Genomic DNA, 13,965 nt, shown 5'->3' on the forward strand with positions numbered 1-13,965 from the left:
TGCTGTACTGCCTTGAGCATCCTGGAAACGCGCGAGGACCGCTGCATGGCATAAGTCTTGCGCGCTTTCGAATACGCTCAGGCTCGCCCACAGCCGCAGATGGATTTTCGTATATCCCGGCGTCATGTGCCTGCGTTAGTCTGACCCCAACCTGCTGGCTGCCGAGCTTTCCATGCCTGATCTGCTTGACCGCTACCCGCTGACGGCGGGCTCATACCACGAACTGCTCGACACCGGCGGCGCGGTGCGCCCGCACTGGCAGCGCTTGTTCGACCAGTTGCAGCGCAGCACCGCGGCGCAACGGGCGCAGCGTCAGGCGCTGCTGGCCCGACAGATTCAGGAAAACGGTGTCACCTACAACGTGTATGCCGATCCCAAGGGCGCGGATCGTCCATGGGAGCTGGATCTGCTGCCCCACGTGATCGCTGACGTTGAATGGCAGCAACTGTCGGCCGGAATCGCCCAGCGAGCGCGTCTGCTCAATGCAGTGCTGGCGGATCTGTATGGCCCTCAGCACTTGATCCGCGAAGGCTTGCTGCCGGCAGAGCTGGTGTTCGGCCACGACAATTTTCTCTGGCCCTGTCAGGGCATTGCGCCGCCGGACGGGGCCTTTCTGCATCTGTATGCGGTGGATCTGGCGCGCACGCCGGACGGGCGTTGGTGGGTGACGGCGGATCGTACCCAGGCGCCATCGGGTGCCGGTTATGCGCTGGAGAACCGCACCATCGTGTCCCGGGCCTTTCCCGAGTTGTACCGGGATCTGAAGGTGCAGCACCTGGCCGGTTTCTTCCGTACCTTGCAGGAAACCCTGGCCCGTCAGGCGCCTTGCGACGACGATGCGCCGCTGGTGGTATTGCTGACCCCGGGGCGCTTCAACGAAAGCTATTTCGAGCATCTCTATCTCGCGCGTCAGCTCGGTTATCCGTTAGTGGAAGGTGGCGACCTGACGGTGCGCGACGCCACGGTCTACCTGAAAACCCTGAGCGGCCTGCGCCGGGTTCACGCGATCATGCGTCGGCTCGACGATGATTTCTGTGACCCGCTGGAGCTGCGCACGGATTCGGCACTGGGTGTTCCGGGATTGCTCGAGGCTGTGCGTCAAGGCCGGGTGCTGGTGGCCAACGCGTTGGGCAGCGGCGTGCTGGAGTCGCCGGGGCTGTTGGGATTTCTGCCGAAGATCAATCAATACCTGTTCGGCGAAGAACTGATCCTGCCCTCCATCGCCACCTGGTGGTGCGGAGAGGCGCCGGTGCTGGCCCAGGCACTGGAGAAACTGCCGGAACTGTTGATCAAGCCGGCTTTTCCGTCGCAGAGCTTTGCACCGGTCTTCGGGCGTGATCTGAGCGACGAGCAGCGCCAGGCGCTTGCCCGGCGCATTCAGGCCCGGCCCTATGTCTATGTGGCGCAAGAGCTCGCGCAGCTGTCCCTCGCGCCGGTCTGGCAGCCCGAGGACGGCCGGTTGCAACCGCGGGCCATCGGCATGCGCATGTATGCGGTGGCCAGTCATGACGGTTATCGGGTGTTGCCCGGAGGCCTGACCCGGGTGGCGGCCGAAGCCGATGCCGAAGTGGTGTCGATGCAGCGCGGTGGCGCCAGCAAGGACACCTGGGTGCTGGGTGACCGGCCACCCAGTGGCGAGCAGTGGAAGTCCCAGCGCAACATCGGCGTGCCTGATCTTGTGCGGCGCGATCCCTACCTGCCGTCGCGGGTGGTGGAAAACCTGTTCTGGTTCGGCCGTTACTGCGAGCGTTGCGACGACAGCGCGCGGCTGTTGCGGATCATGCTGGCGCGTTACGTCGACGGCGACGATCCGCAGGCCCTGCAGGCGGCGGTGGAACTCGGCGAGCGGCTGATGCTGCTGCCGGACGAAGGCGAGCTGCCGGAGCGCTTGCTCGCGGCTGTGCTGGGCGAGAACTGGTCGTTCAGCCTGCGCTCCAACCTGCAACGCTTGCAATGGGCGGCATCGCAGGTGCGCGGCAAGCTCTCGCGGGAGAACTGGCAGGCGCTGATGGAGTTGCAGCGCGAGGCGACGGAACTGGACACCGCCGAACCGGACTTCGGCCAGTTGCTGGATTTTCTCAACCGGCTGGTGATGTCGCTGGCGGCGTTGTCCGGGTTTGCCCTGGACGACATGACCCGCGACGAAGGCTGGCGTTTCCTGATGATCGGTCGACGGATCGAGCGTCTGCAATTTCTTGGCAGCAGCCTTGCAGGCTTCCTGAGCGGCGCCGGTGCGTTCGATCAGGCCGGGCTGGAGTGGTTGCTGGAGCTGGGCAACAGCAGCATCACCTATCGCTCGCGCTATCTCGCGATGGCACAGCTGATCCCGGTGCTCGACCTGTTGCTGCTGGACGAGCAGAACCCCCACGCGGTGTTGTTCCAGTTGAAGCTGGTGACGCGCACGCTCAAACGCCTGAGCGACGATTTCGACGCGCCTCGGGACGTCGTATTGTCAGCGTTGGTCGAGCGTCTGGCGCGTTTCGACCTGGCTTGTCTGGAGAATCCCCTGTTCGGCGAAACCAGCGTGCGGGCCGCACTGGATGGTCTGGCGGATCTGCTGCAAGACATTGCCGATGCCTGCAGCCAAGTGTCCGATCGTCTGGCGCTGCGCCATTTCGCCCATGTCGATGATGTCAGCCAGCGCACGGTGTCCGTCTGATGAATGCCCTTTACCAGATCCTTCACGACACGTGTTATCGATACGACAACCCGGTTTCGCTGGCGCAGCAGCTGGCTCATCTGTGGCCCCGCGAGTGTGCCTGGCAACGTTGCATCGAGCGGCAGTTGCTGATCAGTCCGCAACCGACCACCCGTCGTGACGAACAGGACGTGTTCGGCAATCCGCTGACACGCCTGGCGTTCGAACGTCCCCATGATCAACTGCAGGTCAATGCCCGGCTGACGATCGAGGTGATGGCGCGGCCGGCACCGGATTTCAATCTGTCTGCGGCCTGGGAGCTGACGCGCAATGCGCTGAGTTACAGCAACCAGCCGTTGTCGGAGGAATGGCTGGAGGCTTGTCGTTATCGTTTTCAGTCACCCTACGTTCACCTCAAGCGCAGCTTCGTCGAGTTTTCCGAAAGCTGTTTTCCGCCAGGGCGACCACTGCTGCTGGGTGTGCAGGCGTTGATGGAAAAGATCTTCAACGAGTTCACCTTCGATGCCGAGGCGACGCAGGTTGCGACGCCGTTGGTCGAGGTACTGGAGCGGCGGCGCGGAGTCTGTCAGGACTTCGCCCATCTGATGCTGGCCTGCGTGCGTTCCCGAGGATTGGCGGCGCGTTATGTCAGCGGTTACCTGCTGACCCGGCCGCCACCGGGGCAACCGCGCCTGATCGGTGCCGATGCGTCCCATGCGTGGGTGTCGGTGTTTTGCCCGGTGCTGGGCTGGGTCGATTTCGATCCGACCAACAACGTGCAACCGGCACTGGAGCACATCACCCTGGCCTGGGGCCGGGATTTTTCCGATGTGTCTCCTTTGCGCGGAGTGATTCTGGGAGGCGGTCGCCATGATCCCGAGGTGCGGGTCACTGTGATGCCGCTGGAGTGACAGGCGGCAGGATCAACCGGGTTTCTGATCAACCCATTTGGGCGTGACGGTCGGCTTCCACTGGTCGAGTGCATCGAGCAGCGATTGCGGCGACTCACTCACTTGCAGCATGTCGCGGTGCGGAGCGCGAACGAAGCCTTCGCCGACGATGTGATCGAGAAATGCGGTGAGTTTGCTGTAGAACCCGTTCACTTCCAGCAGCCCCAGCGGCTTGCCGTGGTAGCCGAGCTGGCCCCAGGTCCAGACTTCGAACAGTTCTTCCAGGGTGCCGAGACCGCCGGGCAAGGCGATGAACGCATCGCTGAGTTCAGCCATCCGCGCCTTGCGGGCGTGCATGCCGTCGACCACTTCCAGGCGCGTCAGGTTCTTGTGACCGATTTCCTTGTCCATGAGGCTCTGCGGAATGATGCCGATCACTTCGCCACCGGCGGCCAGCGCAGCGTCGGCGACGATCCCCATCAACCCTACGGCGCCACCGCCGTAGACCAGCTTCAGGTTGCGCTCGGCAATGGCTGTGCCGAGGGCGATGGCGGCTTCGGTGTAGGCCGGGGTGGTGCCGGCGTTGGCACCGCAAAATACACAAACGGATGTGAGAGACATGCCTTCCTCCTGGGTCAATCCGTCACAGGGTAACGGCTGGCAGGTCTCGCTCCAAGGGCTAGACTTCGCGCTTCGGGGTTTCACAGGTGCCGCTGGCGCCACAGGCATAGGCGGCGAGCAGGCTGCACAACAGGCTGTTGTAGGACATGACGGATGCTCCAGTTGAGTTGAGCCCTGAAGATACGGCCCGGCCAGACGTCTGGCTGTTAGATTGTTTCGATGAATGTCATAGCCTGAAAGTTGTATACAATTTTTGACTCAAGTCATAGGAACTTGCGAAGATTTCAGGCAGTCTTCCAACCACTCGTGTTTTGTTAACCCTGCCTTGGAGATTCACCATGTTTTCCAAAGTTGTTGCGGTATCCCTGCTGGCGCTGGCCAGCAGCCAATTGATGGCTGCCGAGTGCAAAACCACCGTCGACTCCACCGACCAGATGTCCTTCAACACCAAGGAGATCGTGATCGACAAGAGCTGCAAGACCTTCACCGTCGAACTGACCCATTCCGGCAGCCTGCCGAAGAACGTCATGGGCCATAACCTGGTGGTCAGCAAGACCGCCGACATGCAGCCGATCGCCACCGACGGCCTGGCCGCCGGCATCGACAAGAACTACCTGAAGGACGGCGACGAGCGCGTCATCGCCCACACCAAGATCATCGGCGCCGGCGAAAAGGATTCGCTGACCATCGACGTATCGAAACTGGCAGCTGGCACCGATTACGGCTTCTTCTGCTCGTTCCCGGGCCATATCTCGATGATGAAAGGCACCGTGACCCTGAAGTAATACGACTCACGCCTGACACGAAAAACGCCGCTGCAAGTGATTGCAGCGGCGTTTTTTCTGCTGATCAAGGATGCTTCAGCTTTCTCATTTCTCTGACGATAACCGTCTGTCTGAAATGCACCCGAACCTGTAATTTCTGACAGTAGACGCGAATTTCGAAGAAGCCTCAGATGGGGGGCGCTCAGATGACTGTGCGCACCTAATCCGAAAAAGGAGTTTTCGTATGACCGATCAAGAGAAATTACCCCAGCAGCGTACCTTGGTTCAGGGGCCCGACAGCAAAGCTCTGTTAAGCCAAACCGGCATTGAGAGCGTTACCAATGGCAATGGTGAACTCCTCGAAAATGGCGGGATCAGCACAAATGCAGATTTGTCTTTTGTTGGTTTCGCTGCTCCCAATCAAACGGCGCAGCTTTTCGACAACGGTGCCCCTGCGCATTCCCCGGTAAATGTTGATCGCAATGGTCACTTCAGTTTGATCGTGACTGATCAGCAGAACGGTCCACATGAGTACACCGTGCATACCAGTGATGGACATGTGTCAGAACCGTTTACGGTTCACATGCACTTGCCGGCACGTGCCTCTATTTTCTGGGTAAACGGTCCCGACGGAGTCGTCATCGAAAATGGTGGAAGCACTACGTTTGTCGATCTGAGTTTTGTAGGCGAGGGGGAGCCCAACCAAACGGTAAATCTTCTGGATAATGGAATTCTCGTTGCCACCCTCAACATTGATGCAAATGCTCATTGGAGTGCTGTGCTGAACGGAGTTGCTCCAGGGCAGCATGATTTCACCGTGGTAGGACAAGACGGTGTTGAGTCTCCACCCTGGAGCATTGAGATTAAGCCCTCCGTACTGCTCAGCATCCAGTTTCTCCTGGGAGAAAGCGGGCAGTTGATCGGCAATCACGAGCAAACGACCGATACATCGTTAACGGTTGTCGGTACGGCAAACCCAGGTGAAAAAGGAAAAATAGTCGACTACGAGAACGACCTGGCTCCATTCACGGCCGACTCGATTGGAATCTACACGGCAAAGATTTCGAATCTGGCTGAAAAGGTTCATACCATCAGAGCGATAACGGATGGTGGTCGAATCTCGTCCCCTAGGGCATTCAGGGTGGTTGCAGCAAAAGCGCACTAAATCTGCCATTGAGTTCTGCTCAAAGAAAAGCCCGCTGAGGATCACTCCTCAGCGGGCTTTTTCATTCACTCACCGATCACGGCGCAAACGGCATCACGCGTTTGTGATGGGTCTTCTTATACGTATTGACGATGATGTCGAACGCTTCCTGACGCACAGGGTGGCCGTGCAAGAACGCGTCGATTTCGGCGTAGGTGACGCCGTGGGACGCTTCGTCCGGTTTGCCCGGCGACAGGTCTTCCAGATCCGCCGTCGGCACTTTTTCCACCAGCGATTCCGGCGCGCCGAAGCTGCGGGCGATGGCCCGGACCTGGTTCTTTACCAGCCCGCTGAGCGGTGCGAGGTCGCAGGCGCCGTCGCCGAACTTGGTGAAGAAACCCATCACCGCTTCCGCAGCGTGGTCGGTGCCGATCACCAGCCCATGGGCGGCACCGGCGATGGTGTACTGGGCGACCATGCGCATCCGCGCCTTGGTGTTGCCGAGCACGAAATCTCTCGACACTGCGTGTTTGCCTTCGAATGCCGCGACTTCGCCAGCCAGGGATTTCACCGCCGGGCCGATATTGACGGTGTGGCGCTCGTCCGGGGCGATGAAATCCACCGAGGCCTGGGCATCATGTTCATCGAACTGCACGTCGTACGGCAGGCGCACGGCGATGAACTTGTAGGCCTCGTCGCCGGTGCGCTGGCGCAGTTCACGCATGGCACGCTGGGCCAGGAGGCCGGCGGTCAGCGAGTCGACGCCGCCGCTGATGCCCAGCACCAGGGTCTTGAGCCCGGAACTGGTCAGGCAATCCTGGATGAAGGTGATGCGTCGGGCAACTTCCGCTTCGAGGGCCTGGTAATCGGCGAACGGCGGCTGAACGTTGAGCTGTTCAGCAATCTCACGCTGTACGGCTTGCATGAATTCACTCCTTGCTAGATAGGCTGGAAACGGCAGGAACCTGGAAAACGTGTCGCAAGTAGGCGACGAAATTCGGGTCTTTGCAGTGGGTCTTGCCCGGCTCGTCGGAGATCTTCGCCACCGGCTGGCCGTTGCAGGCGGTCATTTTAAGCACGATGCTCATCGGTTCGACACCCGGAATGTCACAGGTCAGGTTGGTGCCGATACCGAAGCTGACATTGATCCGCCCGCGCAACGCCCGGAAGATCTCCAGCGACTTGGGCAGCGTCAGACTGTCGGAGAACACCAGGGTCTTGCTCATCGGGTCGATGCCGAGCTTGTGATAGTGGGCGATGCATTTTTCGCCCCACTTCACCGGGTCCCCGGAGTCATGGCGCAAGCCGTCGAACAGCTTGGCGAAGAACAGATCGAAGTCGCCGAGGAAGGCATCGGTGGTGATGCAGTCGGTCAGGGCGATCCCCAGCAGGCCGCGATATTCGCGAACCCAGCAATCGAGGGCGGCGATCTGGCTGTCGATCAGCCGTGGCCCGAGTTGCTGGTGGGCCATGATCCATTCGTGGGCCATGGTGCCCAGCGGTTTCATGTCCAGTTCGCGGGACAGGTGCACGTTGCTGGTGCCGACAAAACGCCCGGGGAAATCATGCTTGAGCACGTTCACCACTTCTTCCTGTACGCGGTAGGAAAACCGCCGGCGGGTGCCGAAGTCGGCGACCTGCAGGTGCGACAGCTCTTCGGCCGAAGCGTTGGCGGTCAGCCAGTCGAATTTGCGGTAAAGCTGTTCGCGGGCCTGTTCCAGAGCGGTTTCGCGGTATCGATAGCGATTGCGCACCTCGCTGACGATCGCCAGCAGCGGCACCTCGAACAGAATCACATGCAGCCACGGCCCGCGCAGGCGGATGAACAACTCGCCGTTCTCGATGCCGGTATGCAGGTAGCGCAGGTTGAAGCGGAACAGACCGAGGAATCGCAGGAAATCCGGCTTGAGGAACGAGATGCGCTCGAGAAAGCTCAACTGATCGGCGCTCAGACTCAATTCGGCCAGACGCTCGACCTGGAAGCGGATCTCCGCCAGATACGGGCGCAGATCTTCACTGTTACGGCAACGAAACTCCCATTCGACTTCGACGTTGGGGTAGTTGTGCAGCACCGCCTGCATCATCGTCAGTTTGTAGAAGTCGGTGTCGAGCAGGTTCTGCACGATGCGATCGGCAAACACACTCTCGCTCATAACGGGGTCTCCAGGCGGGCCGCGCGTTGGCACGGTATCAATCAATGGCGCTAGTGGCGCATATCCGGGGTGTGGATTGCCAGCGATTTTTATCCCGGCACGGGCCTTCAGACCGCATCAGGACTGTCGATCTGCTCCAGCATCCACTTCACGAAATCCCGCACCTTGGGTACTTCCGCCGCGTGTTCCGGGTAGGCCAGGTAATACGCATCGCTGCTGGGCATTGCATGTTGCCAGGGAATGACCAGTTTGCCGTCGGCCAATTCCTCTTCCACCAGAAACCTCGGCAGCAGGGCGACGCCGCAGCCGACCTGCGCGGCGCGGATGCACATATAAAAGGTTTCGAAGCGCGGGCCGTGGTAGCTGTGTTCGGTCTGGTAGCCCTGGCTGTCGAACCAGTCGTGCCACGCTTGCGGGCGGGACGCATTCTGCAGCAACACCAGATCAGTGAGTTGCGTTGGATCAGTCAACGGCGTGTCCGGCAGGCTGCCGGGCGCGCAGACCGGCACCAACTCTTCGCCGAACAGCTTCAGGCACTCGGTGCCGGGGCGTGAACCCTGGCCGAAATAGAACGCCAGGTCGCTGCGCCCTTGCAGCAGATCATCGGCTTCCTGCTCGTTGCACAGGTCCAGGTGAATCGACGGGTGGCGCAGACGCCAGCCCTTGAGGCGCGGCACCAGCCAGCGGGCGCCGAAGGTGGACGGCGTGGAAACGCGCAGGACTTCGGTCTCGCCGCCGTAGGAACGCAGGTAATGGGTCGACATCTCGACCTGGGTCAGGATTTTTCTGACTTCCACCAGGTACAGATCGCCAGCCGGGGTCATCTGCAAACGGCGGCGTATCCGACGGAACAACAAGTGCTGCAGCAATTCCTCAAGTTGCGCCACCTGCTTGCTGACGGCGCTCTGGGTCAGGTTCAGTTCCTCGGCGGCCCGGGTGAAACTCAGGTGCCGGGTCACGGCCTCGAAGCACTGCAACGCGGTGATCGACGGCAAGTGGCGTTTGTTCAGCATGGGCGATCCTTTTTCTTGTCTTTCTGCGCAGCATGAATAAACGGAATGATATCTCGCGTAAAGGTCGTTTGTTGCCTGGCCTTCCTGAAGCTACAACTAAAGGCCTGCCCGGGCGTGAACACGCGTCCGCACACATTCAGTTTTCTGCTTGAGGAGTGACCCATGGTTGCCGCATTGCTTGATCGTCTTGGTGTGAACCCGGCCCTGTACCAGAACGGCAAAGTGCCGGTGCATTCGCCCATCGACGGCAGCCGCATCGGCGCCGTGAACTGGGAAGGCCCGGCCGAAGTCGAGCAGCACATCAGTCGCGCAGATCATGCGTTCGAACACTGGCGCAAAGTGCCGGCCCCGCGTCGCGGCGAACTGGTGCGTCAGTTCGGCGAAGTCCTGCGCGAATACAAGGCCGATCTCGGGGAACTGGTGTCGTGGGAAGCGGGCAAGATCACTCAGGAAGGTCTGGGTGAAGTGCAGGAGATGATCGACATCTGCGACTTCGCCGTCGGCCTGTCGCGACAGTTGTACGGCTTGACCATCGCCTCCGAGCGTCCGGGCCACCATATGCGTGAAACCTGGCACCCGCTGGGCGTGGTCGGCGTGATCAGTGCGTTCAACTTCCCGGTCGCGGTGTGGGCGTGGAACACCACGCTGGCGCTGGTCTGCGGCAACCCGGTGGTGTGGAAGCCGTCGGAAAAAACGCCGCTGACCGCGCTGGCCTGTCAGGCGTTGTTCGAGCGCGTACTGAAGAACTTCAGCGATGCCCCGGCGCACTTGAGCCAGGTGATCATCGGCGGCCGCGATGCCGGCGAAGCGCTGGTGGATGACCCGCGTGTCGCGCTGATCAGCGCCACCGGCAGCACCCGCATGGGGCGCGAAGTGGCGCCGAAAGTCGCCGCACGCTTCGCCCGCAGCATCCTCGAACTGGGCGGCAACAACGCCATGATCCTCGGCCCGAGCGCCGATCTGGACATGGCCGTGCGCGCCATCCTGTTCAGCGCCGTCGGCACCGCCGGTCAGCGTTGCACCACGTTGCGTCGGCTGATCGCCCATGAGTCGGTGAAAGAAGAAATCGTCACCCGCCTCAAGGCCGCCTATTCCAAAATCCGCATCGGTCACCCGCTGGAAGGCAACCTGATCGGCCCGCTGATCGACAAGCACAGCTTCGAAAACATGCAGGACGCGCTGGAGCAGGCGCTGAGCGAGGGCGGCCGGGTGTTCGGCGGCAAACGCCAGCTGGAAGGCCAATTCCCGAATGCCTACTACGTATCGCCGGCCATCGTTGAAATGCCGGAGCAGAGCGACGTGGTGTGCAGCGAGACCTTCGCGCCGATCCTGTACGTGGTCGGCTACCGCGATTTCGATGAGGCGCTGCGCCTGAACAACGCCGTGCCGCAAGGCCTGTCGTCGTGCATCTTCACCACCGATGTGCGCGAGGCCGAGAAATTCATGTCGGCGGTCGGCAGCGACTGCGGCATCGCCAACGTCAACATCGGGCCAAGCGGTGCGGAAATCGGCGGCGCGTTCGGTGGCGAGAAAGAAACGGGTGGCGGTCGTGAGTCCGGTTCGGATGCGTGGCGCGCCTACATGCGCCGCCAGACCAACACCGTGAACTACTCGCTGGAGTTGCCGCTGGCGCAGGGCATCACATTCGATTGACAGAGTAATCGATGCGACGAGGAAACCTGTGGGAGCGGGCAAGCCCGCTCTCATAGTGTCAGCTGTGTGTTTTGTTAGGTTTCTGTTGGAGTCTGGCAATGCCGTTACGCGAAGAATGTCTGTGGGAAAAGCTCACGCCGCAACGACCGGATAACAGGGCGCTCAGGGGCGAGGTCAAAGTCGATGTCTGCGTGATCGGCGCCGGGTTTACCGGGCTGTCGGCGGCGCTGCATCTGTTGGAGAAAGGCAAAAGCGTCTGCGTGCTCGAAGCCCATCGCGCCGGGCAGGGCGGGTCCGGGCGCAATGTCGGGCTGGTCAACGCCGGGATGTGGATCCCGCCGGACGAGATCGAGGCCGGATTCGGCGAGGCGGTCGGCAGCCAGCTCAACCGCATGCTCGGTGCGGCGCCGGCGCTGGTGTTCAGCCTTGTGGATAAATACAACATCGATTGCCAGTTGCGCCGCGAAGGCACCCTGCACATGGCGCACAACGCCAAGGGCGAGGCGGATCTGCGCAGTCGCGAAGAACAATGGAAGCGCCGCGGTGCGCCGGTCGAACTGCTGACCGGAAAAGCCTGTGAGCAAGCGACCGGCACGAAAAAGATAGCGGCTGCGCTACTGGATCGGCGGGCCGGTACGCTCAATCCGATGGCTTACGTCACCGGGCTGGCGAAAGCGGTGGCAGGGCTTGGCGGCCAGATGTTCGACCATTCGCCGGTCACCCGCCTTGAACGCCAGGGCCAGCAGTGGTCGGTGCAGACCGGGCAGGGTTCGGTGCTCGCCGAACAAGTGGTGATCGCGTCCAACGCCTACACCGAAGGTGACTGGACCGAACTCAAGCGCAACTTCTTCCCCGGTTACTACTATCAGGTCGCTTCGGTGCCGCTCACCGAAGATGCGGCTCAGGAGATCCTTCCGGGCGGGCAGGGCTCGTGGGATACCCGCCAGGTGCTGAGCAGCATCCGCCGTGACAAGGACGGGCGTCTGTTACTGGGTAGCCTGGGTAACGGCAATCAGAAACCGATCTGGTTTCTCAAGGCCTGGGCCGACCGGGTGCAGCAGCACTACTTCCCCAACCTCAAGCCCGTGGAATGGGAATGCACCTGGACCGGGCGCATCGCGTTCACCCCCGATCACCTGATGCGCCTGTTCGAACCGGCGCCGGGACTGGTGGCCGTCACCGGTTACAACGGTCGCGGCGTGACCACCGGTACGGTGGTCGGCAAGGCCTTCGCCGATTACCTGTGTAACGGAAATCCTCAAGCCTTGCCGATTCCCTTTGCACCGATGCAGCCCCTGGCAGGCGCGGGCTTGCGCAGTTGCCTGTACGAGGCCGGGTTCTCGCTGTATCACGCGGGCCAGTGCCTGCGCATCGTCATTTGAATGTTGAATTTTGTTGCGCAAAGCGGCGCTTTTTAACGCAGCGACTAGCCTGTAATGGTGCGGGTTGTAGCAGTCTCGCACCAGCAGTGTGCAGTTCGGTGACGCGGGCTGTTACAGGCTGGTTGCACGTTGATTGGCGCCGCGGTTGCAATGATGGCGCGCGTGGGTTGCGCCTGAAAAAACAAATGGTTTCACCTTCCGCGGTTTAGACGGTTGCACGCCCAATGAAAATGGGAACGAAACAGTCGAAAAAGCAAGAAAGCAGCGACTTTTTGAAGAATAAAAAACCGATGGCACGGCCCTTGCTCTGAGCAATCCAGTGAAGTCGCAGTGCCAACTAAAAAAAACCTTGGAGCACCACCTCATGTCCCAGACGTTTTACAAGAAAGGCTTTCTGGCCCTCGCAGTGGCTACTGCGCTGGGTGTTTCTGCGTTTGCACAAGCTGATGTGAAAATCGGTGTGGCGGGCCCCATGACCGGCGCCAACGCGGCATTTGGCGAGCAGTACATGAAGGGGGCACAAGCGGCGGCCGATGCGGTCAACGCGGCGGGCGGCGTCAACGGGGAGAAAATCGTGCTGGTCAAGGGCGATGACGCCTGCGAACCGAAACAGGCGGTGACGGTCGCCAAGGACCTCACCAACCAGAAAGTCGCCGGTGTGGTCGGCCACTTCTGCTCGTCCTCCACCATTCCTGCGTCGGAGATCTACGACGAGGCCGGCATCATCGCGATCACGCCGGGCTCCACCAACCCGCAAGTGACCGAGCGCGGTCTGAGCGCCATGTTCCGCATGTGCGGCCGTGACGACCAGCAGGGCATCGTCGCCGGCGACTACATCGTCGACGTGCTCAAGGGCAAGAAGGTGGCCGTGCTGCACGACAAGGACACCTACGGTCAGGGCCTGGCCGATGCGACCAAGGCACAGCTGGAAAAACGCGGCGTGAAACCGGTGCTGTACGAAGGTCTGACCCGTGGCGAGAAAGACTTCAGCGCCGTGGTCACCAAGATCCGCGCGGCCGGTGCCGACGTGGTCTACTTCGGCGGCCTGCATCCCGAAGCCGGTCCGCTGGTCAAGCAGCTGCGTACCGAAGGCCTGAAAGACGTGAAGTTCATGTCTGACGACGGCATCGTGACCGACGAACTGGTGACCACCGCCGGTGGCCCGCAATACGTCGACGGCGTGCTGATGACCTTCGGCGCCGACCCGCGCCTGCTGCCGGACAGCAAGACCGTGGTCGAGCAGTTCCGCAAGTCCGGCACCGAGCCTGAAGGCTACACCCTATACGCCTACGCCTCGATCCAGGCCCTGGCCGCCGGCTTCAACGGCGCCAAGTCCAACAAGGGCGAAGACGCTGCCAAATGGCTGAAAGCCAACCCTGTGAAAACCGTGATGGGCGAGAAGACCTGGGACGCCAAGGGCGACCTGAAAGTCTCCGACTACGTGGTTTACCAGTGGGACAAGGACGGCAAATATCACCAGCTGGAAAAACAGAAGTAAGGGCTGACGCGATCAGTTGATCCCACTCATCCCATGTGGGAGCGAGCTTGCTCGCGAAGACGGAATCACAGGCAACATCCCTGTTGAATGTTTAACCGCTTTCGCGAGCAAGCTCGCTCCCACAGGATCCTGTGGTGGTCGGGCTGACTGCGCTCTGACATTGCTCCGACGTAAATCTGTATTTTTCCTAGAAGAACCGCGCGCCTGCG

At 61.1% G+C, this 13,965-nt stretch carries 11 protein-coding genes; 7 read left to right on the plus strand and 4 right to left on the minus strand.

All coding sequences use genetic code 11. The annotated features are described in order from the left end of the window. Positions 1-172 precede the first annotated feature (172 nt). The gene (locus ACK6BI_RS00925) at positions 173-2,659 is read left to right on the plus strand and encodes a circularly permuted type 2 ATP-grasp protein (protein WP_409315636.1); all 2,487 of its coding nucleotides are present in this window, start codon (positions 173-175) and stop codon (positions 2,657-2,659) included. Then, entirely contained in the window at positions 2,659-3,549 is an 891-nt protein-coding gene (locus tag ACK6BI_RS00930; RefSeq protein ID WP_409315637.1) for a transglutaminase N-terminal domain-containing protein, read from the plus strand. The genes ACK6BI_RS00925 and ACK6BI_RS00930 overlap by 1 nt, the downstream gene beginning before the upstream one ends. 12 nt (positions 3,550-3,561) lie before the next feature. Here the strand turns inward: ACK6BI_RS00930 and ACK6BI_RS00935 are convergent, their stop codons facing one another. Continuing rightward, positions 3,562-4,149, minus strand: a complete 588-nt coding sequence (locus tag ACK6BI_RS00935) for a TIGR00730 family Rossman fold protein (RefSeq protein ID WP_409315638.1) — start codon at positions 4,147-4,149, stop codon at positions 3,562-3,564. A gap of 338 nt (positions 4,150-4,487) precedes the next feature. Here ACK6BI_RS00935 and azu point away from each other — a divergent pair, with 338 nt between their 5' ends. Further along, positions 4,488-4,934, plus strand: a complete 447-nt coding sequence (gene azu, locus ACK6BI_RS00940; RefSeq protein ID WP_409315639.1) for an azurin — start codon at positions 4,488-4,490, stop codon at positions 4,932-4,934. Positions 4,935-5,157: 223 nt separating this feature from the next. Then, positions 5,158-6,078 carry a hypothetical protein gene (locus ACK6BI_RS00945; RefSeq protein ID WP_409315640.1) on the plus strand — a complete coding sequence of 307 codons (921 nt, stop codon included), beginning with the start codon at positions 5,158-5,160 and terminating at the stop codon, positions 6,076-6,078. Positions 6,079-6,154: 76 nt separating this feature from the next. On the opposite strand, the gene nadE is transcribed toward ACK6BI_RS00945, so the two are convergent. The 3 genes from nadE to ACK6BI_RS00960 all read right to left on the minus strand — a co-directional run bounded on the left by nadE (position 6,155) and on the right by ACK6BI_RS00960 (position 9,223). Further along, positions 6,155-6,982 carry an ammonia-dependent NAD(+) synthetase gene (gene nadE, locus ACK6BI_RS00950; protein ID WP_409315641.1) on the minus strand — a complete coding sequence of 276 codons (828 nt, stop codon included), beginning with the start codon at positions 6,980-6,982 and terminating at the stop codon, positions 6,155-6,157. 4 nt (positions 6,983-6,986) lie between these two features. Beyond that, the gene (gene pncB / locus ACK6BI_RS00955) at positions 6,987-8,210 is read right to left on the minus strand and encodes a nicotinate phosphoribosyltransferase (protein WP_065258794.1); all 1,224 of its coding nucleotides are present in this window, start codon (positions 8,208-8,210) and stop codon (positions 6,987-6,989) included. A 107-nt stretch (positions 8,211-8,317) separates the two neighbouring features. Next, complete coding sequence (locus ACK6BI_RS00960; protein WP_409315642.1) at positions 8,318-9,223, minus strand: LysR family transcriptional regulator; 906 nt, start codon at positions 9,221-9,223, stop codon at positions 8,318-8,320. Positions 9,224-9,385: 162 nt separating this feature from the next. On the opposite strand from ACK6BI_RS00960, the gene ACK6BI_RS00965 reads away from it, so the two are divergent. From ACK6BI_RS00965 to ACK6BI_RS00975, 3 genes are all read left to right on the plus strand, one after another. Continuing rightward, complete coding sequence (locus tag ACK6BI_RS00965) at positions 9,386-10,876, plus strand: aldehyde dehydrogenase family protein (protein ID WP_409315643.1); 1,491 nt, start codon at positions 9,386-9,388, stop codon at positions 10,874-10,876. 98 nt (positions 10,877-10,974) lie between these two features. Next, entirely contained in the window at positions 10,975-12,258 is a 1,284-nt protein-coding gene (locus ACK6BI_RS00970; protein ID WP_409315644.1) for an NAD(P)/FAD-dependent oxidoreductase, read from the plus strand. 364 nt (positions 12,259-12,622) lie between these two features. Continuing rightward, positions 12,623-13,756, plus strand: coding sequence for an ABC transporter substrate-binding protein (locus tag ACK6BI_RS00975; RefSeq protein ID WP_065258798.1), 1,134 nt, complete (start codon positions 12,623-12,625; stop codon positions 13,754-13,756). Positions 13,757-13,965 lie beyond the last annotated feature (209 nt).

The organism is Pseudomonas sp. KCJK9016, from assembly GCF_046231795.1.
Lineage (GTDB): Bacteria > Pseudomonadota > Gammaproteobacteria > Pseudomonadales > Pseudomonadaceae > Aquipseudomonas > Aquipseudomonas bananamidigenes.